23 protein-coding genes are annotated in these 19,950 nt (G+C 38.9%); 16 read left to right on the top strand and 7 right to left on the bottom strand.

Features of this window, described 5'->3' with window-relative positions; translation table 11 throughout:
• Nucleotides 1-132 precede the first annotated feature (132 nt).
• Entirely contained in the window at nt 133-258 is a 126-nt protein-coding gene (locus tag BABA_RS28335; protein ID WP_007086915.1) for a hypothetical protein, read from the bottom strand.
• 154 nt (nt 259-412) lie between these two features.
• On the opposite strand from BABA_RS28335, the gene deoD reads away from it, so the two are divergent.
• The 5 genes from deoD to BABA_RS19275 all read left to right on the top strand — a co-directional run bounded on the left by deoD (nt 413) and on the right by BABA_RS19275 (nt 7,060).
• Entirely contained in the window at nt 413-1,117 is a 705-nt protein-coding gene (deoD, locus tag BABA_RS19295; RefSeq protein ID WP_007086914.1) for a purine-nucleoside phosphorylase, read from the top strand.
• Nucleotides 1,118-1,217: 100 nt separating this feature from the next.
• Nucleotides 1,218-3,449 carry a heavy metal translocating P-type ATPase gene (locus BABA_RS19290; RefSeq protein WP_420806014.1) on the top strand — a complete coding sequence of 744 codons (2,232 nt, stop codon included), beginning with the start codon at nt 1,218-1,220 and terminating at the stop codon, nt 3,447-3,449.
• A 280-nt stretch (nt 3,450-3,729) separates the two neighbouring features.
• Nucleotides 3,730-5,190: a lmo1851 family serine protease gene (locus BABA_RS27030; RefSeq protein WP_040346990.1), complete on the top strand. Its 1,461-nt coding sequence runs from the start codon at nt 3,730-3,732 to the stop codon at nt 5,188-5,190.
• Between the two features lie 69 nt (nt 5,191-5,259).
• On the top strand, nt 5,260-6,168 hold the full coding sequence (locus BABA_RS27025; protein ID WP_007086911.1) for a CobW family GTP-binding protein: 909 nt from the start codon (nt 5,260-5,262) through the stop codon (nt 6,166-6,168).
• A 70-nt stretch (nt 6,169-6,238) separates the two neighbouring features.
• Complete coding sequence (locus BABA_RS19275; protein WP_007086910.1) at nt 6,239-7,060, top strand: hypothetical protein; 822 nt, start codon at nt 6,239-6,241, stop codon at nt 7,058-7,060.
• Between the two features lie 37 nt (nt 7,061-7,097).
• Here BABA_RS19275 and BABA_RS19270 read toward each other — a convergent pair whose 3' ends face one another.
• Nucleotides 7,098-7,340, bottom strand: a complete 243-nt coding sequence (locus BABA_RS19270) for a hypothetical protein (protein ID WP_007086909.1) — start codon at nt 7,338-7,340, stop codon at nt 7,098-7,100.
• Between the two features lie 95 nt (nt 7,341-7,435).
• On the opposite strand from BABA_RS19270, the gene BABA_RS19265 reads away from it, so the two are divergent.
• Nucleotides 7,436-7,714, top strand: a complete 279-nt coding sequence (locus BABA_RS19265) for a hypothetical protein (protein WP_007086908.1) — start codon at nt 7,436-7,438, stop codon at nt 7,712-7,714.
• Nucleotides 7,715-7,726: 12 nt separating this feature from the next.
• Nucleotides 7,727-8,185 (top strand): FixH family protein, encoded by a 459-nt coding sequence (locus BABA_RS19260; protein WP_007086907.1) that lies wholly within the window; start codon nt 7,727-7,729, stop codon nt 8,183-8,185.
• A gap of 97 nt (nt 8,186-8,282) precedes the next feature.
• Here BABA_RS19260 and BABA_RS26165 read toward each other — a convergent pair whose 3' ends face one another.
• On the bottom strand, nt 8,283-8,765 hold the full coding sequence (locus BABA_RS26165) for an Hsp20/alpha crystallin family protein (protein ID WP_007086906.1): 483 nt from the start codon (nt 8,763-8,765) through the stop codon (nt 8,283-8,285).
• A gap of 75 nt (nt 8,766-8,840) precedes the next feature.
• Nucleotides 8,841-9,317, bottom strand: a complete 477-nt coding sequence (locus BABA_RS19250) for an Hsp20/alpha crystallin family protein (RefSeq protein ID WP_007086905.1) — start codon at nt 9,315-9,317, stop codon at nt 8,841-8,843.
• Nucleotides 9,318-9,521: 204 nt separating this feature from the next.
• Between BABA_RS19250 and BABA_RS19245 the strand changes: the two genes are divergently transcribed.
• Together BABA_RS19245 and BABA_RS27735 are read left to right on the top strand one after the other, a co-directional pair.
• Nucleotides 9,522-10,289 carry an SDR family oxidoreductase gene (locus BABA_RS19245; RefSeq protein ID WP_007086904.1) on the top strand — a complete coding sequence of 256 codons (768 nt, stop codon included), beginning with the start codon at nt 9,522-9,524 and terminating at the stop codon, nt 10,287-10,289.
• A gap of 88 nt (nt 10,290-10,377) precedes the next feature.
• Entirely contained in the window at nt 10,378-10,536 is a 159-nt protein-coding gene (locus BABA_RS27735; protein ID WP_162829846.1) for a hypothetical protein, read from the top strand.
• A gap of 56 nt (nt 10,537-10,592) precedes the next feature.
• Here BABA_RS27735 and BABA_RS19240 read toward each other — a convergent pair whose 3' ends face one another.
• Nucleotides 10,593-11,153, bottom strand: a complete 561-nt coding sequence (locus BABA_RS19240) for a GNAT family N-acetyltransferase (protein ID WP_007086903.1) — start codon at nt 11,151-11,153, stop codon at nt 10,593-10,595.
• 308 nt (nt 11,154-11,461) lie between these two features.
• On the bottom strand, nt 11,462-12,589 hold the full coding sequence (locus BABA_RS19235; RefSeq protein WP_007086902.1) for an amidohydrolase: 1,128 nt from the start codon (nt 12,587-12,589) through the stop codon (nt 11,462-11,464).
• Between the two features lie 187 nt (nt 12,590-12,776).
• On the opposite strand from BABA_RS19235, the gene BABA_RS19230 reads away from it, so the two are divergent.
• From BABA_RS19230 to dapF, 7 genes are all read left to right on the top strand, one after another.
• Nucleotides 12,777-13,100 (top strand): DUF4870 domain-containing protein, encoded by a 324-nt coding sequence (locus tag BABA_RS19230; RefSeq protein ID WP_007086901.1) that lies wholly within the window; start codon nt 12,777-12,779, stop codon nt 13,098-13,100.
• Between the two features lie 99 nt (nt 13,101-13,199).
• A complete protein-coding gene (locus BABA_RS19225; protein ID WP_007086900.1) occupies nt 13,200-13,397 on the top strand; it encodes a PLD nuclease N-terminal domain-containing protein in 198 nt (65 codons plus the stop codon).
• On the top strand, nt 13,397-14,305 hold the full coding sequence (locus tag BABA_RS19220; protein WP_007086899.1) for an ABC transporter ATP-binding protein: 909 nt from the start codon (nt 13,397-13,399) through the stop codon (nt 14,303-14,305). The genes BABA_RS19225 and BABA_RS19220 overlap by 1 nt, the downstream gene beginning before the upstream one ends.
• Complete coding sequence (locus BABA_RS19215) at nt 14,302-15,081, top strand: ABC transporter permease (RefSeq protein WP_007086898.1); 780 nt, start codon at nt 14,302-14,304, stop codon at nt 15,079-15,081. Before BABA_RS19220 ends, BABA_RS19215 begins: the two co-directional genes overlap by 4 nt.
• Nucleotides 15,082-15,173: 92 nt before the next feature.
• The gene (locus tag BABA_RS19210) at nt 15,174-16,028 is read left to right on the top strand and encodes a patatin-like phospholipase family protein (protein ID WP_007086897.1); all 855 of its coding nucleotides are present in this window, start codon (nt 15,174-15,176) and stop codon (nt 16,026-16,028) included.
• Between the two features lie 113 nt (nt 16,029-16,141).
• Nucleotides 16,142-16,927 carry a hypothetical protein gene (locus BABA_RS19205; RefSeq protein WP_007086896.1) on the top strand — a complete coding sequence of 262 codons (786 nt, stop codon included), beginning with the start codon at nt 16,142-16,144 and terminating at the stop codon, nt 16,925-16,927.
• A 71-nt stretch (nt 16,928-16,998) separates the two neighbouring features.
• Entirely contained in the window at nt 16,999-17,982 is a 984-nt protein-coding gene (gene dapF / locus BABA_RS19200; RefSeq protein ID WP_007086895.1) for a diaminopimelate epimerase, read from the top strand.
• Nucleotides 17,983-17,992: 10 nt separating this feature from the next.
• Here dapF and BABA_RS19195 read toward each other — a convergent pair whose 3' ends face one another.
• Nucleotides 17,993-19,831 (bottom strand): DNA ligase D, encoded by a 1,839-nt coding sequence (locus BABA_RS19195; protein ID WP_007086894.1) that lies wholly within the window; start codon nt 19,829-19,831, stop codon nt 17,993-17,995.
• Nucleotides 19,832-19,950 lie beyond the last annotated feature (119 nt).

Here is a 19,950-nt window from a genome sequence, read left to right as displayed (position 1 = left end):
AGGAAACACGGAGAGCGTAGCGATCCGATGTTGACTTATCGTAGGGAGAAGAGCGAAGTACACTAGCCGATGGCGCCTGGAGCTGAACAACGGACAATAAACCTAAGGGTTTCCTTAGGTTTATTACGAGTTTTAGCTTTTTCGTCCGCTTGCATTATGCTCTTTTACATGTGCATTATGTTCTGCCTCGATAGCTTCAGCTGGGATGTGATTATTTTTCTTTTGTCCATTTATCCGGGCGCGGTGTTTTTTACCCATCGATAACCCCTCCTTTTTACGTCTAGCAATAGCTTCCCTCAATTTTGAAAAAACATGTCCAATCTGTAAATCGATTTTCATTAAAAATTGTTTATGCTATAGTGACTATGGTGCAGACTAATAGTTGTGCTAACATTTGATTGGAGGTTTATTTATGAGTGTACATATTGGTGCAAAAGAAAATGAAATTGCGGAGACGGTATTGCTTCCAGGGGATCCGCTTCGAGCTAAATATATTGCAGAGACTTTCCTAGAGGATGCTACATGTTATAACGAGGTTCGAAATATGTTTGGCTATACTGGAACCTTTAAAGGGAAAAGAATTTCGGTTCAGGGCACTGGAATGGGTGTTCCTTCGATTTCTATTTATGTGAATGAATTAATTCAAAGTTATAATGTCCAGAATTTAATTCGTGTTGGTACTTGTGGGGCCATCCAAAAGGATGTAAAAGTCCGAGATGTAATTTTGGCGATGACTAGCTCCACAGATTCTAATATGAACCGTCTAACCTTTGGACATGTAGATTTCGCCCCGACTGCCAACTTTGATTTACTCAGAAAGGCGTATGATGCAGGGGTAGCTAAAGGCCTTAATTTAAAAGTAGGGAATATTTTTACAGCGGATTCTTTCTATAATGATAATGCAGAACTTGAAAAATGGGCTAAATATCAAATTCTTGCGATTGAAATGGAAACAACCGCCCTTTATACATTGGCGGCGAAATTTGGCCGGAAAGCCCTTTCCGTGTTAACTGTTAGCGATCACATTCTGACGGGTGAAGAAACGACCGCCGAAGAGCGGCAATTAACCTTTAACGATATGATTGAAGTCGCATTAGAAGCGGCAATTAAGGAATAATCTGCTCTATCAAGCCTCTTCCTACTCGGAAGGGGTTTTTCTTTTTTCAAAATGAAAAGGAACTTCGGGAACAAGTGGAGAATTATTAAAGACCATTACAATGATTCGTGGGCTAATGGATTGGGAGGTGATTGTCATGAAGGAGCAGCTCAAATTGGATATTTCGGGGATGACTTGTGCAGCTTGTTCAGCAAGAATTGAAAAGGTGCTCAATAAAATGGACGGTGTCGAAGCCAATGTGAATTTGGCCATGGAGAGTGCGGCCATTTCTTATGATCATGAATTAGTGTCCAGTAGTGATATTTTAGCGAGAATCGAAAAGCTTGGCTATGGTGCCATAGAGAAAGTGGAAAGGGAGGCAAAAGCGCAATTAAAGGAGGAAGAAATAAATGCCAAAAGGCGGAAATTTCTCCTCTCTGTACTATTGTCTCTCCCGCTCTTGTACACGATGCTTACCCATCTACCTATTGATAGTGGACTACCAATGCCTCATTTTTTCATGAACCCATGGTTTCAATTGCTCTTAGCCGCCCCCGTGCAGTTTTATATTGGCGGTCCATTTTACATTGGTGCCTATAAAGCCCTTAAAAATAAAAGTGCGAATATGGATGTCCTTGTCGCATTAGGAACTTCAGCCGCTTTTTTCTATAGTCTTGCAGAGGGAATCAAAACGATCGGAAATCCATTTTACATACCGCATCTATATTTTGAAACAAGTGCTGTTCTTATTACCTTAATCCTTTTAGGAAAATTATTTGAAACGATGGCAAAAGGAAAAACCACGAAGGCTATTTCCGAACTGTTAAACCTTCAGGTAAAGGAAGCAACCGTCATTAATGATGGAATGGAATGTCTAATCCCAATTGAAGAAGTGGTGGCAGGGGATCGATTACTTGTGAAGCCGGGTGAAAAAATTCCGGTGGATGGTGAAATCCTTTTAGGGCAATCGGCTGTCGATGAGTCGATGATTACCGGTGAATCCATCCCAGTGGAAAAATCGGTAGGTGATAGGGTAATTGGTTCGACAATTAATAAAAATGGAACTATGACAATGAAAGCGACAAAGGTTGGGAAAGACACGACACTCGCTGGTATTATCAAGATTGTCGAGGAAGCTCAGGGGAGCAAAGCACCCATACAACGGCTCGCGGATACTATTTCCGGTTATTTTGTCCCTGTGGTGGTGGGCATATCATTAATGATTTTCATTGTTTGGTATCTAATTGTCAGTCCGGGGGATTTTCCTGCAGCATTAGAAACGGCGATTGCAGTTCTCGTGATTGCCTGCCCTTGTTCCATGGGACTTGCAACACCAACATCGATTATGGTCGGTACCGGAAAAGGGGCGGAAATGGGGATTCTTTTTAAAGGTGGAGAGCATTTAGAAACGGCCCATAAAATCAATGCCGTTGTTTTTGATAAAACAGGAACGATTACAAAAGGACAACCTGCCGTTACTGATTTTATTGCCTACCAGGACGAGAAGAAAGTTCTCCAATATTTAGTTTCGGCTGAAAAATCGTCGGAACATCCTCTTGCCGAGGCGATTGGAAAATATGGATTGGAAAAAAGATCGAGTACCCTTCCGGTAAAACGGTTCAAGGCTATACCAGGTTACGGGATTGAAGCGAAAATAGGTACTGATGAAATATATGTTGGAACAAGGAAGTTAATGAAGTTAAAAGGAATTTCCTATGAGGGGTTTGAAGAAGACCTAATACGCTTTGAAAGCGAAGGAAAGACCGCTATGTATATTGCTATCAATACCACTATCATGGGTATGGTGGCTGTTGCTGATATAGTTAAAGAACAGGCAAAGCTTGCGATTCAGCAATTAATTGAATTAGATATCGATGTCTATATGCTTACAGGAGATAACGAACGTACGGCCAAAGCGATTGCTGACCAGGTAGGGATTTACCATGTTATTTCCGAAGTCCTCCCGGAGGAAAAGGCCTATCAAGTGAAACAACTCCAGCGTAAAGGGTTGAAAGTAGCGATGGTTGGGGATGGAATTAATGATGCTCCGGCACTGGCTGTGGCAGATATTGGCATTGCTATGGGCACAGGGACTGATGTTGCCATCGAAGCAGCCGATATTACTATTCTTGGGAGTGAACTAACGTTAATTCCAAAGGCAATTGCTTTAAGTAAAAAAACCATGCAAAATATTCGCCAAAACCTCTTTTGGGCGCTCATTTACAATTCTGCAGGGATTCCCATTGCTGCCCTTGGATTGTTGGCTCCTTGGGTAGCAGGTGCGGCCATGGCCTTTAGTTCCGTATCCGTTGTGACAAACTCACTTCGACTGAAGCGGGTAAAACTAAAATGAATAAACGCAAAATATAAGGGTACTTCTCTTTTGGGGAGGTGCCTTTTATCAGTGAAAAGGGTTTTTACATCAATTCTCATTATTTTCATTAACTTTTCTTTGTTAATTTTATAAAAAAGATGTTATTCTAATCACTAAGGGTTTTTCTTTTTAAAGTATCTGAAAATAGCTTCTTAAAAAGTATGAAAACATTCAGGCTGTAAAGTTGCTTGTCTAGTACATATTTTTATGGTGAATGAAAGTGGTGAAAGCTTTGAACGAAAATAATGAGGAACAAAAGATGGTTGACGAAGGTAAAGTAGAGCAAGGGACAGAAAACAAATCCGGTTACATAAGAATGAAAAAGTTTCCATTTATCATGCTGTTATTTTTGCTCGTTTTTCTATCTGCGGGGATTACCACCTTTGCTCTGGCATTTGGAAAAGATAAGGTAGTAACGGTCGCGCCGCAAAGATCGGAATTCAATAAACTTTATGCAGCATTTGATACATTGAAAAATGGATACTACAAGGATGTGAACCAGCAAAAGCTGATTAATGGGGCGATTGATGGAATGGTTTCGTCACTTGATGATCCATATTCAGATTACATGAGCAATGAAGAAGCGAAAAGCTTCCACAGTAGTATTTCTTCATCTTTTGAAGGAATTGGAGCCGAAATTCAAGAAAAAGACGGACATATTATTATTGTTTCTCCGATTAAAGGCTCACCTGCTGAAAAAGCCGGTTTAAAACCGAATGATATTGTTGTAACTGTTAATGGAAAAAGCATACAGGGGATGAATTCTACCCAAGCCGTTACCTTAATAAGAGGGAAAAAGGGAACAAAGGTCGAATTAACCATTCAACGCCCTGGAACGGATGCTCCAATGACAGTGCCTATAGTCCGTGATACTATTCCTATTGAAACGGTTTATGGTGAAATGGTAGATGAATCGATTGCAAAAGTTCAAATAACAAGTTTTTCAACCAATACAACAAAAGAACTTGTAACGACCCTGAATGATTTACAGAAAAAGGGTATGAAGGGTGTTGTCTTAGACTTGCGTCAAAATCCAGGAGGATTATTAGACCAAGCAGTAAGTATAACGAGCATGTTCGTACCAAAAGGAAAAGTCATTGTCAAGGAACAAGACCGAAACGGAAAGGTGAAGGAAATCGCTTCACAGAATGAAGGGAGCCCGAATCTTCCGTTAGTGGTATTGATTGATAAGGGAAGTGCCAGCGCATCAGAAATTTTTGCTGCTGCTGTAAAGGAATCTGCCGGTGTACCACTAGTTGGTGAGAAATCATTTGGAAAAGGTACGGTGCAAACTGCAGAAGATTTCAAAGATGGCTCAAACCTGAAATATACAATCGCAAAATGGCTGACACCAAATGGGAATTGGATTCATAAAAAAGGAATCGTACCAGATTTTGACGTAGCCCTTCCAGATTATGCATCATTACCGATTATTAATCCGGAGAAAGAGCTAGCACTGTCAACTTCATCCACAGAAGTCCAAACAGCCCAGAAGATGTTAAAGGCTGTGGGTTATGACCCTGAACGTGAAGACGGTTTCTTCGATGAAAAAACAAAAGAAGCCGTCATCGCTTTCCAAACTGCACAAGGTCTTCCCGCAGATGGTGTGTTAAAAGGTGATTCCACCATGAAACTAATGGATCTTTTACGTGAAAAAATCAAAGCAAGTGATACACAATTACAAAAGGCTGTTGAAGTATTAAAAGAAAGAATGAAATAATTCATAACCCGATTCCACTAGGAGTCGGGTCAAATTTTTTTTTACAATCAAAGATGGAAGGGAAATAAGATGAAAAAAGCAGAAGTATATATTTTATCAGGATTTTTAGGCAGTGGAAAAACCACTCTGTTAAAACGATTGCTTGAGGATGAACGAGATGCCGGTAGGAGAGTAGCAGTCATGATGAATGAATTAGGGAAGGTATCGATAGACTCTGATGCGATCAATGACGATGTTGCACTGAAAGAGTTGTTAGGTGGCTGTATTTGCTGCTCGATTCAGGACAAGCTTGAGGCACAGCTGCAAGGGTTATTGCAAGATGAGCAGCCGGATGTTATTTATATCGAAACAACAGGAGCAGCCCATCCTGTAGAGGTATTGGATGCGATCCTCTCCCCATTATTTGCCGATGAGCTAATCATTAAAGGCATTATTACGACGGTTGATGGCACGAGATGGAATGGGCGAAAATCATTAAGCCCGCAGCTGCAGCAATTGATCCTTGAGCAGGTAAGACATGCTGACTTTATCATCATTAATAAAATGGATGATTTAAAAGAGATGGAGCAGGCAAATATCACCTTTGAAATTCAAGGAATAAACCCAAAGGCAAGATGTCTGCTGACGAATTTTTCACAGGTTTCCATTGCACAGCTTAGACATCTATCTGTATCTTTTGAAAAAGAATCACAAAAGATTGATTTGAATTTAACAACCTTTGTGTACCAATTTAAGATCGCAATCAATCAGACGAAATTTGAGGAGTTTTTAAGAGAGCTGCCTGATACCATTTACCGTATTAAAGGATATCTGAAGTTTGACTATTCAAAGCAGCCGTTTTTATTTCAATTTTCCTATGGAATGCCGTTATACATGAAGGAAGAGATGAATTTGCCGTTGAATCTAGTCTTTATTGGCGAAAATATAAATTGGAATGATATTCAAGAACAACTTGCCAGCCTCGAAAAAATCAACTAGGGATGAATGAACATTTCCTCTTCAGGTAACTCTTTTAATGTAGCGAAAATCCATTAAAAGGGGGTCTAAAATGAAAAGGGCAGCTAGTTTCATCATATTCATTCATTTCCTCCTTTATGGGCAAGGGGTTCAGGCTGCAGCAGATATCAGTTATAAAATTGAAATGCTGAACTGGAAAGAAGTGAATCATCTAGTACCAAAATACACAAAATTCACGGTTTTGGATGTGGAAACAGGGAAACGATTCAAAGTCCAGAGACGTGCAGGGAGTCATCATGCTGATGTGCAGCCGTTAACGGCAAAAGATACGAAAATAATGAAAAAGGTATACAGCGGAAAGTGGAGCTGGAAACGCCGGGCTATTATTGTTATTCACAAGGATAATTGGATTGCCGCTTCCATGCACGGGATGCCGCATGGTGCTGGTGCACTGCAAAATAATTTTCCTGGTCATTTCTGTATTCATTTCTATGGGAGTACAACGCATCGCACCAATACAATGGATCTATCCCATATGCTCATGGTTCTGAAGGCTTCAGGTAAATTAGATGATTACCTCGGTAAGGCAAAACCGTACGAAGTAATTAACGCTTATATTGCCGGCTTTAAGCAGCAGGATGCCCGGATTACCTCTCAAGCTTCTTTGCAAAAAGTAAAATGGAAGCCTATTTTACAGAAGGTTGAAAATGTGAGACTATCGCGAATAGAGCTTTTGCCCCCGGAGGATTTAACGGAAGAAATTAGCTTAGATGTTCCTGCTGTGGTTGATTGGTACATAGAAGACAGAGGCAGGCAAATATTTAGCGGGAATATTCATCTAGTAAGATTTTCACCTGGCGACCCATGGAAAGTGGATTCGCTGGATTTTTTAAAGGAAAACCATTTACAGTAAGAAAAAAACACCTTGATAAAGGTGTTTTTTAGCGTATTTATCCCTGCTCACCGAATTTGATAAAGGTTCGTTCATCTTCGATTAAGCCGCAGGCACCACATTGAATCCGGTAATCCGGCCCGTTGTAGGGGAGATGAAAGGGTTCTAACTCATTTTCACCATATTCCCGGACAACGACTCCTGATTGGGGGTCAAGCTTAACAGATTGTGATACTTGCTGAATGATATTAAACCGGCTCCGATTCGTTTTGCAATTAGGGCATTTGTATGGTGTGGACATAGGTTTCTCCTTTCAAGGTATGGTAAATATCTATTTTTTGCAATAATGTTAGGAAATATGTAACAATGCAAATGTAGAGTAAAGGGGGGATTTGTTTGGAAAAAGAAAACGTGAATTATCAGCAGTTATTAGAGGAATATCGCTCAATATGGAACAACAGATTATTAACAGCAAAGGACCAAACGAGTGAAGAGACGTTAATCCAGGCGATAAAGCGGGAACTGTTAGATGAAAACTCCCATCCAAGAATCCGAAAAGACAAATACGAAAAATTTTATTCAGCAGTAAAGAGGGTAACGGCGTCACAAATTTCTAACGAGTCAAAAGTGAAATTTATAGAAATGCATATTGAAATGATGGAAGAAATTAGTTAGGGGAGAATAACCATGAAGAGGATTTTATCTATTTTAGTAACTGTCCTATTTCTAAGCATTGTTGTTTCCTGTGGTCAGCAGCAAAAAGAAAATGCAGGAAAACTGCCTGAAATGATAGATGTACACTTGTCCATTAAACCTGAGAAAGGAGAATTAAATAAACCCATTACCTTTGAAGCAAAGGTTACACAGGGAAAGGAAAATGTAAATGATGCCGATGCGGTGGTCTTCGAGATTTGGCGGGCAAAAGATGAACACCACGAAAAGGTAGAAATAAAACATGCCGAAAATGGGATTTACCGTCTTGAGAAGACATTTGCTCAAGAGGGAACGTATTATATAATTTCACATGTTACGGCAAGGGATATGCATAATATGCCGAAAAAGGAATTTATCGTTGGGACACCAAGTGAACCGGAGGATCCAAAAGCAAAAGATTCAATGGATGATATGAAAATGGATAATCATTAGGATCAAGATGACCACGACCAATCAACTACGGGGCACAAAAATACCAAATGAAAAAGACAGCCGTAATGGCTGTCTTCACTGTATCATGATACTTTTTTTATTCAGAATTGGTTTGGTCAAACGCGATTGGGATTTTTTCCAAATCGTCTCGATAATAGGGCATAACAATATATAAGACACCATGACGAATTTCTGATTTTACTTTATTCATCAGGATCGGATAGGGAAGGGTTAATTCCTTTTTAAACCGACGATTGGCACGTTCTTTAAGATAATATTTTTGATTCTGATTTAAGGCCTTAAATTCGCCCGCAATAGTCAAAAGCTGCTGTTGAATAGTGATGTGGAGGTCTTCCTTTGTCAAGCCGGGAATTTCTGCTTCAACCACAAGTTCTTGATCTGATTCATATAAATCACATTTTGGAAATAGTTCTTTAACCATTGTTAGGGGATTGTGGGAGGCTTGATTTTCAAAATTATGACTGCCATTTTTATCTTCTTCAAAAATTTGATTCCAAAAATGATCCGATTTAAATTGCTGGGCCACATCAAGCCATTTTTTCAGCTTATCCATTTCCATTAAATCCACCCCTTATGTGAATCCCTATTTTCATCATATTTTCAAGGATGAGAAACATGCAAAAAAAAACGACGGTTACATAATTTCTGTCACGTCAATTTGTGAAAACTGCATATCAACATTTTTGGGGATTTTAACTTCGAGCATTCCATCTTTAAAGTTCGCCGTTGCCCCTTTCTTTTTGACAATCGCCGGCAGGGTAATAATGTTTTTATCTTCTTGCTTCGGGATATGTTCCACAATCAGTTGATTCGATGTATGATAGATGCGCATTTGTCTAATCCATTCTTCATTATTTATTGGAATTCTCACGAATACAAAATCATGTGTTTCAAAAGCGGTCGAATTCAATACGCCTGTTGCCGGCTGCGTTTGGGATCCTGAGGTTTGAAAACCGCTAAACATTTCCTGTGGATTCATCATTCCTCTCATATTTCCGGGCATGACCTTACCAATTATATCTTGAACATAATTATTAATTTCTTCAGGCTTCATTTTTTGCATACTATCCTTCATATCCTTATTAAAAGGAAACATATTCCAAGGGAACATAACCATTCATCCTTTCGTTCCAACCCATTTTGTAATATATCCCATCATATGCAAACCCTTGCCCATCCGTTATTAAAACTTCCGATACCCTTCATCTGAGCAAATTAACGCCCTAACCCTTTATTTAAAATTTGCATATATAAACAATTCTTTTTAACATATAGTAAAGAGACGAATTTCTTAATAGTAGAGAGGTAATAATTTGTGAACAAGAAAACGGCCTTGATTACAGGAGGAGCTTCAGGTATAGGCAGAAAAACTGCAATAAAGCTGGCGGAAAATGGCTATCAGCTCATGATCAACTATCGAAATAGCGAAGAAGAAGCGGTTTACTTAGCTAAGCAATTAAATGATTGTTTCGGTACGAAAAATACCACTGTCCAGGGTGACGTGGCCAACAAGGAAGATTGTATTCGAATTGTTAATGAGACCCTCTTGGCTTATTCAACCGTGGATGTTTTAGTTCATAATGCAGGTCCATACATACATGAACGGAAAAAATTAACAGACTATACCTTCGAAGAATGGGATTATTTAATCCAAGGAAATTTATCAGCCGTTTTCCATTTGTCAAAGCAAATCATTCCTGTCATGCGAAACCAAAACTGGGGTAGAATTATTACACTGGGATATGACAGGGTTGAAACGGCGCCTGGATGGATTTATCGCTCAGCTTTTGCTGCGGCGAAGGCGGGTCTTGCCTCGCTTACCCGAACTATTGCCATGGAAGAAGTGGAGCATGGTATAACGGCTAATATGGTCTGTCCCGGTGATATAACAAATGAGTGGAAGGAAAAGGACATTGATGAGTCTATCGTGGCAAACAGCGGAAAAAGACAGGGGACAGGGGAGGATATTGCCCGTGTGATTGCTTTTCTTGCAGATGAAAAATCAGATTTTATTACGGGGAGTATTATTCCCGTGACAGGCGGAGTGGATGTGCTCGGAAAAGCGGTAAAAATATCGTTTTAATCATTTTTCAAACTATTCGATTTTCAGGAATGAAAACTGTTTCTTTTGTGGATAATAGGAAGTAATCATCTATGAAAGGAGCAAAGAAATGAGTTTTAACATGAACAGGATTAATCCTAATCAAACCCAAGTTTTTTTTCATGATGGCCGCTTTGAAACATTAACAAATGAGGAACTGGACGATTTTTTGCTCCAAATGGGTCTTAGCGATGTTAATGAAACATTCGAACAAAATGTACTGGAATAACTTGGACTTTTCATTTTTGAAATAATTAAAAGCAATCGGCATAAGCCGATTGCTTTTTAAGCTTCTAACAATTGCGAAGAATCTGTTTGCGGTGAGCCATTTCGTAACAAATGGAAAGTGTATAAATCCTTTGGGATTTCATATAAATCGTAGACTTCGCCATTTGCGTTCAATTGCTCATAAATTGATTTTCTCGTCTCATTTGCATTCACTACATATGGCAGTTTTTCTGCAGCTTTAATGGAACGAATATTTACCTTTCGAATCCGCATAAAAACTGTTTCAATCCCCGATTCGTAAAATAGCTCTTGAAAAAAGGCATCTTTAGCAGGGCTGTTATAGCCTTTGCCATGATATGATTTTCCCAGCCATGTTCCTAAAAACCCGGCGTTGTCTTCAATATCATACAAATTAATCGTACCAATTGGAGTACCCCATTCATCGAGAATCGTCCGTGAAATTAATTCACCGCGCTCTTCCGCTTCAATGGTTTGTTTTGTAATAAATATGAATTCTTCATAAGAATCAGCTTTTTGACGTACAAAAGGGAAGACATCAGGGTGCGTCATTAATTCGTACAATGTGTGGCTGTCATGAAGATCACGTTTCTTCAGCATGATTATCCCTCCATTAGGGCATACCGATCCCATGTCTAAAGAAGCGGCCCACCCTCGAAATTTTTTATAAAGTTACGTAAAAAAATTTCGGGGTGGGAATCGAACCCACTAGAACCAGTAAAAACTGGTGGCGCACCAATTGCCTTCCCTATTTCATTTTTTTGTTAATAGATTATGTTCTTAAACCCCCATGTTTTTTCAGGTCTAAAACAGTTTCACTTAGAGTATGATACAAGAAAAAACGAAAAAAATAAATAGGTTTTTTGTTGATTTTTCGATAATATTTTTTACCAAACTTCGGCAAGATTCTACGTTTCCATATAGACGATTTCACCGTTAATCATCGTCCATTTTGGCTTTGCTAAGTAATGGAAAGGATGATGACTCCAAAGCACTAAATCCGCATCTTTCCCTTCTTCAATACTTCCAACTTTCTCGTCTATTTTTAGGTTTCTTGCCGGAAGGATCGTGATTCCTTCCAGGGCTTTTTGCTCTGGTAACCCTTCCCTGACGGCAATGCCGGCACAAATATTTAGGTATTGAATTGGCGTATAAGGGTGGTCTGTTGTAATCGACACTTCGACACCGTGGTTTGTCAATTCTTGATACGTCTTCCATGTCTTATTTTTTAATTCGACCTTGGATCTTCTGGTTAAGGTAGGTCCAACAGATACCTTTAAACCCATTCCAGCTAATTCATTTGAAATTAAATGGCCTTCGGTGCAGTGCTCAATCCGTAGGTCAAGATTAAATTCCTCAGCGAATCTAATGGCAGAGATAATATCATCGGCACGATGGGCGTGGATTCTAACTGGGATTTCTCTTCTTAAAGCCATTATAACCGGCATAATTCTAAGTTCTTCGGGGTTATCGGCATGGATGGCTTGATAGAATGCCTCTCTAAGCATTCCCATAATTCCCATTCTGGTAATTGAATTACTATTACCACTGCTGTGGATTCTTTTTGGGTTTTCTCCTAAGGCAATTTTTAATCCTGCCACCTCTTGGATAATCATCTTTTTGATGTTTTTTCCAGTTGTTTTAATAACTGAGGTCGTTCCACCGATTACGTTGGCACTGCCCGGCATAACGTGAACGGTAGTGATTCCGCTTTTTACTGCATCAGTGAAGGCGGGATCCAGTGGATAAACACCATCTATGGCACGGATATGGGGAGTCAAGGCTTCTGCTGTTTCGTTAGCATCATTACCGGCCCAGCCCGTACCTTCATCATAAAGACCTAAATGGGTGTGAACATCAATAAAGCCCGGAAAAAGGAACAAGCCTCCACAATCAATGATTTTAACAGTAAGATCTGTCGTAAGATTTCTTCCTATTTTTTTTATTTTGCTATCTTCAATTAGAACATCTGCATTTTTTATCGGTTCAGATGTAACTGGAAAAAGGTGTGCATTTTTTAAGAGGATTTTTGTCATAATAAGGCCTTTCTGTACCTTGATAATAGTATTTTATTTATTTTAGCAACAGATGTGCCTAAGGAAAAGCGGAAAATTTGTTTATAATTAATTATTTTGCGGAATTTTTTGGAATTTATGAAACCTTTATAGCGACGTAACGTAAATAATATGGTAAGGAAAATTTGTTCCACTGGGGGAAATGAAAATGGTGAAAAGTGAAGAAAAGTTGCTGGCCGCCGGTATTTATGTGTTAAGCTTATTTTTTCCAATTATTGCACCACTAATTATTTGGTTATTAAAGAAGGAAGAGTCGTCGTTTATTGATTATCACGGAAAAGAATATTTTAATTTTTTTATTTCCTATCTGATTTATTCAGTAGTAGCGGGAATCTTAACCGTCGTCATTATTGGAATTTTCCTATTGTGGGCACTTGGGATTGCAGCACTTATTTTTAGCATAATGGCAGCCGTTAAAGCCTATGAAGGTAAAGAATATCAATTTCCATGGATCTTTAGGTTAATTAAATAAGGAACCATTTGAACCCGGCAAAAAATATTTGCCGGGTTTTTGAACGTTTTTCTAGTTCATACGTCATATAAATGTAAAAACAAACCAAGGGGGAAAAACATGGATTCTTTAGCAGGTTATATACCTATTATTGCACCAATTCTTGTGATTCAGCTTATTTTATTGATTGTTGCCATTATTGATCTTGTCAAAATAGAGAAAACAAATGGGCCAAAGTGGTTATGGGCACTCATTATTCTGTTCATTAATATAATTGGACCCATCCTTTATTTTGTGATTGGAAGGAGAACTAACTGATGTCCCTTATTCAAATTAAAGAGTTAAAAAAGAGCTTTCAAGGGACTGCAGTCATTAAAGGACTTAATTTCACATTAGAAAAAGGAAGATGTATTGCTTTATTAGGTCCAAATGGTGCTGGTAAAACCACCACGCTTAGAATGCTCTCAGGACTCATGAACCCGACTAGTGGTAGGATTATCTTTACCGATGCTAAAAAAGGGGAGGATATCCGAGAATTAATTGGTTACCTTCCACAATTTCCTGTGTTTTACGAATGGATGTCCGGGCTTGAATTTTTATCCTATGTAGGCAGGTTAGCAGGATTAACCACCAAGGAAGCAAGGGAACGATCTCTGGAATTGTTGGATCTGGTTGGGATTTTGGAGGCGAAAAATCGTAAGGTAGCTAAATATTCCGGGGGGATGAAGCAAAGGCTTGGAATTGCTCAAGCTCTGATCCATCGCCCGCAGCTAATTATGCTTGATGAGCCTGTCTCTGCCCTGGATCCGATTGGCAGAAGGGAGGTTTTGGATCTCCTTGAAGGGTTAAAGAAGGAAACAACCATATTATTTTCAACACATATTTTAAGTGATGCCGAAGAGGTTTGTGACGAAATTCTGTTTCTACATAAGGGAGAAATTGTTGAATCGGGGACGATGACTGAACTCCGGGAACGGCATCAGCAGGCTAAAATTGATTTGTACTTTAGAGGGAAACCAGATGCATATATATCGTTCTTCTCATCCCATGAACTAACAAATTCCATAATGAAGGATGGAAATCGGGTGAGTATTTTTGTTAAGGATATCGCTTTAGCAAGACAGTCATTCCTAAATAGGATATCCGAGCAAAATCTGCCGCTTGAGAAATTTGAAATAAGCAGTATGACCCTTGAAGATGTGTTTATGAAGGTGGTGGGAAAATGAGCCAATGGATGACATTGCTGCAAAAAGAGTTATTGGAAATGTGGAGAAATTTCAAATGGATTTGGGTGCCGATTACCTTTATTTTAATTGGTGTCCAACAACCCATTACAACGTATTACATGCCGCAAATTCTCGATTCAGTCGGTAATTTGCCGGAAGGAGCGGTGATCAAGATTCCTACTCCATCGGCTGCTGAAGTGTTAGCGCAAGGACTTGGACAATATACTACCCTCGGTGTGTTAATTATTGTCCTTTCAACAATGGGAATTATCGCCGCGGAAAGGAAAAGCGGTGTGGCCGCTATGATTCTCGTAAAACCTGTATCATATCGTTCTTTTATCACGGCTAAATGGGCGGGGAGTCTTTTATTACTATGGTTTTCTTTCTTAATCGGCTATCTTGCTACATGGTATTATACCGGTATTTTATTTGAATGGGTTCCGGTAACGGACTTTTTCCAGTCGTATTTTTTTTACGGACTATGGTTTTCAGTGATTTTAACGATTACCCTGTTTTTTAGTGCGGCACTTTTGGCACCGGGGACAGCAGGATTTAGTTCATTAGCAGTCGTCATTGTTATAAGTTTGGTAAGCAGCTCCCTTTCAAGTGTGTTTGAATGGAGCCCAGCGCAGTTAACTGCCTATGCGAACGAAATATTGATAAATCGTAGTATCCCAGACGATACTTTACCAGCTAGTTTAATAGCAGCAGGCTGCATTTTAATTTTACTATCGTTAAGTGTAATTATTTTTAAGAAAAAGGAGTTAGCCTCTTAAGAAAGTCTTTTCGCTTTGCGAAATGTTTAATGGTATTTTATAATATCTATTATTATATTTTTGCAATGGTAAGATAGAAAGGACGAGGCAGTGTGATAGATCAAGTCGGTTTGGTATTAGAAGGCGGCGGAATGCGCGGTGTGTATACTGCTGGAATCCTGGAATGTTTTTTAGAAGAGGATTTATTTTTTCCATATGTGATTGGAGTTTCTGCAGGTGCTTGTAATGCTGCCTCCTATTTGTCGAAACAAAAAGGACGGAATAAAACGGTCACGATTGAATATGCTTCTGATCCAAGATACATTTCGTGGAAAAACTATTGGAAAAATCGGCAATTTTTTGGAATGGATTTTATTTTTGATGAAATTCCTAATAGGCATGTTCCATACCATTATGATGTGTTTTATAATAGTCCTTCAGAATTTGTCGTTGGGACGACAGATTGCCTTACAGGAGAGCCTGCTTATTTTAAAAAGCAGGATTATGATCAGGAGCTGCTTACTGTTTTACGGGCATCAAGCTCTCTGCCGTTTATTGCACCGGAAATCCGCTTTAAAGACAAGGTTTTATTAGATGGCGGTATAAGTGATCCGATTCCAATCAAAAAAGCGCAAGAAGATGGTTATAAGAAAAATATCGTCATTTTAACGAGGAATGAAGGATATTTGAAAAAACCTTCAAAATTTCATTTTCTTGTTAACCGGAAGTACCCAGAATATAAAGGCTTGCAACAGTCTCTTCAGAAAAGGTACCAAAAATACAATGAAACAGTTGCCTATTTGGAAGGTGAAGCGAGAGCCGGAAAAGCCCTTATCATTCGCCCGACACAGCCGTTAAAGGTTGGAAGAATGGAAAGAAACCCTCAAAGGTTAGAAGAATTGTACAATCAAGGCTATGAAGATGCAAAAAATTCAATGACGTCTATTTTAAACTATATCAATGCCTAAGAGAAGAGTTTCCAATAGCTCTCCTCTTTTTTTTGGCACAAAAAAACTTCTATCATTTTTTTGATTACTAGTAAATAAACTAAAAGTAGAGGAAATGATAAGGAGTTTTATGAATGAAAATATATGAATATTACCGGGATACAGCTAATTTGAACTTAAATGGTAGTATTGCAGCACTGGTTCCAACAATTATGATCGTTACAATCAATCTTTCTATTATTAAACATAGGGATTTCATGTTAAGTGCCATTCCATTTTTAATTTATAGCATCATCAGTTTTCAACTCTACCTTTTTAGAATGAGACAATCGCTAGAAATAAGTAGGAACCTTGTAAAATCTGGGAGGGTCAATCAGTCTATATTCGAAGCACGGCATCTTTTGGTATTGTATATGAACACACAATTCTCTTGCTTACACCTCTATTTTCCAGACGGTCATTTGGCAGGGATAGTAAAAAAACATCGTGGAAATGGTTGGGAACGGTTAAAGCCATCAAAAATATATGCCCTTTACAATTATGATCAGGAAGTCCTTGGGTTCTTTAAGATTAAAGGAAGAAAATCTAGTAAGATTGACGTTTTCGGTCGTAACAGACGGTTTTTGGGCAGGTTTGAAAAAAAGAATCTGGGATGGCGGAAATATAAAAAGGAATTGTTTGATGGTTTAGGAAGATATGTTGGTGCAATTGAAGGATCTTCCACTTTTATGGATGAACAAGTTATGGATCTTGGTCAACAGCAGGTGGGGAGGCTTCGAAGAGGCTGGATGCCGTTGGAATGGAGTCCGCTGTTTCCAGAACCCAACACGCCTGTACTGTCATTGAAAGAGACCCTTTCAGAAGGGGACAAACTCCTTCGAATGTCATTGCTCATAAACGAATATTTTATCGAAAGATAGCGATTTGAATAGTTCCCCTCGATACCAATGTTTGATATCATGGTAAATAAAACAATAGTGGGGGTTTTACTTTGCAAATCGACTTAATTAAAGGTCATGGTTCTGGAAATGATTTTCTAATCATTGATGAAATAACAAATGGTTATTCTTTTTCTGAAGACGAACGTGCAAATCTCGCCCGGATGTTATGCAATCGTCAATCTGATTTAGGCGCGGACGGGATTCTTTTTGTCATGAAGAGTGATCTTGCCGATGGAAGAATGCGTGTATTTAACGCTGACGGCTCAGAGGCTTCTATGTGTGGAAATGGACTCCGCCTTGTAGCAAGATATGTTTGTGAACATAAAGGACTGACTGAAGCAGTGATTGAAACCATGAAAGCAAATCTTAAGGTTCGTAAACAGCATGACCTTTTCCGAGATGTCCATACGTATCAAGTGGAAATTTCACCGGTTTTGTTTGAATTAAAGGCGTTGCCATTGAATTTACATAAACCAACGCTTTTCAATGAAAGAATTACAGAACTGTCTGAAGACTTAAGATTTACGGCACTTGCGGTTCCTAATCCACATTTAATTGCGATTGTCGAAACCAATCAGCTGCAAATGGATCTCCAACAACAACTTAGTGAAAAAGTAAATGGGCCAAATGAGTTATTCCCGGATGGTGTAAATGTAAGCTTTGTAAAACCGCTGCAGCCAGGTTCTATTTATGTTAGGACCTATGAACGCGGTGTAGGTTTTACAAATGCCTGTGGTACCGCCATGTCTGCTTCATCACTTGTTACTTGTTTAATAGGACTAAATGAATTTGAGAAGGCAATTGATGTGTATAATAATGGCGGCAGGGTTCAATGTATTGTTCATAAATACGAGGGAATCTACTCAATAGATCTAATTGGAAATGCTACCTATCAATATAATGCATCTATCGAGGTTAATCTTAATGAGGGTTCGTTTGGATTAGAATCAAAAAACGATTATACTGAACAGCCAACATATGAGCTGCTACAGGCAGAGGCACAGCAATTTATAGAAAAAACAATGAAAGGATAAGGCGCTCGCCTTATCCTTTTTTACCTTGCTTTAAAATGTCTAGAACAGGTGCAAAAGCTTGAATTTGCTTCGTTTGGAAATAATTCTGAAATGGATCACCCTGACTGCGAATTCGTTTGAGGGCGTTTTCCATATTAAAGGAAACGCGCTCTAACTTTTCATTTACTTCTTCCCAATAAAGCGGGGTGGCAACACCGGCATGTTCATTTCCCCGCATAGAGTATGGGGCGACAATCGTTTTTCCTTCACTGTGTTGAACGTAATCTACATATAACCTGTTTCTACGATTTTTTTTCATTCGTTCAATCGTAAAAGAATCGGGATCCTTGGATATTAAATACTCGGCAATAAAGCTAGTAAATAGCCTTGTATCATCGTAGGAAAAAACATTTTCCGGCAGTGGAAGGTAAAGCTGCAATCCTTTATTGCCGGAAGTTTTAATAAACGCAATTAAATTTAATTGGTCAAGGACTTCCTTTATTAAGAGAGCTGCTTTGACCGCCAATTGGAAGGCATCCTTTGAGGGTGGGTCTAAGTCAAAAACAATCTCGCTTGGTCCATTGCTGTTAATGGTTTGAAACGGGACATGGAATTCAATTGCAAGTTGATTCCCGAGCCAAACAAGTGTCTTTAAGTTATTGCACAGAATATAATCAATTCCATCAGAAGGTTGTGTCTCAACAAATTTTGGTGCATAATCGGGACAGTTTTTTTGGTAAAAGGCTTCGCCAAACATACCATGCGGATACCGAATAACTGTTAACAAACGATTTTTTAAAAAAGGCAGCATATAGGGAGAAATTTCGCGTAAGTACAGGATATAATCTGCCTTCTGGATGGAAAGGTTTTCCCACAATGGTTTATCAGGATGGGTGATTTCCAAGTCTGAGGGCAAGTTTTTTTGCGCAAACATGAAGAGGTCATATGTACATTGGGCTGGTTCCAAATCAAAGCGAAAGCGGTCAAAATGAGGCTCACGCAGCTGCCGGTCATAAAGCTCCAAATATTTCACTTCAAGGCAGATTGCAGGTTCAACATAAATAAATTGAGCATCCTCACTCGTCATATTTTGTTTAATTGTTTGCTTTAGGGCATTTTTTTCTTCAGGTTTAAAGCCGAAAAGAACCTGACCTATTGGTAAAATCTCTTTATTCTTATAGACCCCAACGTAAAAATAGCCATTCGTTTTTTCAAAGGAAGTAATGAAGCAGCTGACATATTTCCAATTCTTATACTTTAGCCATTGTAACGAGCGTTTCCCTTCCTCCCAAAGACTGTTTTTCGATTTGGCAATTATGCCTTCCCCATCATATAAAACCACCTTTTCCCACAGGTCATTAAAATCCTCATTAGCTTTTACATATTGAATGAGTTGATCATCATACGGATCAGGGTCTAAATGAAATTCGAGTGTTTGAAGTAATTTGCCCAGTTCGGCCTTTCGTTTATGAAAGTCCAAGGAATAGAGCGGTTTCCCTTTTAACATAAGTAAATCAAAAACCATCAGACGGCATGGAGAATGGGTTGCCTGTTCGATAATTTTTTTTTCAGATTTCATCCTGCCACGAACTTGAATAGCAGAAAAATTCGCTTTGTGTGTATTTTCAAGAAATACTAGTTCTCCATCAAGCTGCAGCGGCAAAAATGGTTTTAATTTTTCTTCATATTGGAATAAAAACTCTTTGATCTCAGGGAACTGAGGAAATAGTTCTTTTCCGTTTCTGCTTGTTAATGTGATGCCTTTTGAATTCCACTCTAAAAGGGCCCTAAACCCATCATATTTAACCTCGTACAGCCAGTCGGGCCGGATAGGCAAATCAAAGGTTAAACTCGGCAGCATTGGCTTCATTATTTTTTTACCTTCCTTTTTTCTTATATTATCAAAATTAATATCATTCGACTTTGAGAAATGTCCAGCTCCAGCACCCTAGCGGCTAGTGTCCTTCGCCCTCCGCCCTACGATAAGTC

The organism is Neobacillus bataviensis LMG 21833 (assembly GCF_000307875.1).
GTDB lineage: Bacteria > Bacillota > Bacilli > Bacillales > Cytobacillaceae > Neobacillus > Neobacillus bataviensis.
This window is presented reverse-complemented; position numbering and strand designations above follow the sequence as displayed.

Excerpts from the sequence above, each read along its gene's own strand:
- BABA_RS19230 (WP_007086901.1), top strand. The coding sequence starts at position 12,777 with ATGGTGAAAAGTGAAGAAAAGTTGCTGGCCGCCGGTATTTATGTGTTA.
- BABA_RS28335 (WP_007086915.1), bottom strand. The coding sequence starts at position 258 with ATGGGTAAAAAACACCGCGCCCGGATAAATGGACAAAAGAAAAATAAT.
- BABA_RS27735 (WP_162829846.1), top strand. The coding sequence starts at position 10,378 with ATGAGTTTTAACATGAACAGGATTAATCCTAATCAAACCCAAGTTTTT.
- BABA_RS19215 (WP_007086898.1), top strand. The coding sequence starts at position 14,302 with ATGAGCCAATGGATGACATTGCTGCAAAAAGAGTTATTGGAAATGTGG.
- BABA_RS19290 (WP_420806014.1), top strand. The coding sequence starts at position 1,218 with ATGATTCGTGGGCTAATGGATTGGGAGGTGATTGTCATGAAGGAGCAG.
- deoD (WP_007086914.1), top strand. The coding sequence starts at position 413 with ATGAGTGTACATATTGGTGCAAAAGAAAATGAAATTGCGGAGACGGTA.
- BABA_RS19195 (WP_007086894.1), bottom strand. The coding sequence starts at position 19,831 with ATGAAGCCAATGCTGCCGAGTTTAACCTTTGATTTGCCTATCCGGCCC.
- BABA_RS26165 (WP_007086906.1), bottom strand. The coding sequence starts at position 8,765 with ATGGAAATGGATAAGCTGAAAAAATGGCTTGATGTGGCCCAGCAATTT.
- BABA_RS19275 (WP_007086910.1), top strand. The coding sequence starts at position 6,239 with ATGAAAAGGGCAGCTAGTTTCATCATATTCATTCATTTCCTCCTTTAT.
- BABA_RS19220 (WP_007086899.1), top strand. The coding sequence starts at position 13,397 with ATGTCCCTTATTCAAATTAAAGAGTTAAAAAAGAGCTTTCAAGGGACT.
- BABA_RS19270 (WP_007086909.1), bottom strand. The coding sequence starts at position 7,340 with ATGTCCACACCATACAAATGCCCTAATTGCAAAACGAATCGGAGCCGG.
- BABA_RS19260 (WP_007086907.1), top strand. The coding sequence starts at position 7,727 with ATGAAGAGGATTTTATCTATTTTAGTAACTGTCCTATTTCTAAGCATT.
- BABA_RS19205 (WP_007086896.1), top strand. The coding sequence starts at position 16,142 with ATGAAAATATATGAATATTACCGGGATACAGCTAATTTGAACTTAAAT.
- BABA_RS19240 (WP_007086903.1), bottom strand. The coding sequence starts at position 11,153 with ATGCTGAAGAAACGTGATCTTCATGACAGCCACACATTGTACGAATTA.
- BABA_RS19235 (WP_007086902.1), bottom strand. The coding sequence starts at position 12,589 with ATGACAAAAATCCTCTTAAAAAATGCACACCTTTTTCCAGTTACATCT.
- BABA_RS27030 (WP_040346990.1), top strand. The coding sequence starts at position 3,730 with ATGGTTGACGAAGGTAAAGTAGAGCAAGGGACAGAAAACAAATCCGGT.
- BABA_RS19225 (WP_007086900.1), top strand. The coding sequence starts at position 13,200 with ATGGATTCTTTAGCAGGTTATATACCTATTATTGCACCAATTCTTGTG.
- BABA_RS27025 (WP_007086911.1), top strand. The coding sequence starts at position 5,260 with ATGAAAAAAGCAGAAGTATATATTTTATCAGGATTTTTAGGCAGTGGA.
- BABA_RS19250 (WP_007086905.1), bottom strand. The coding sequence starts at position 9,317 with ATGTTCCCTTGGAATATGTTTCCTTTTAATAAGGATATGAAGGATAGT.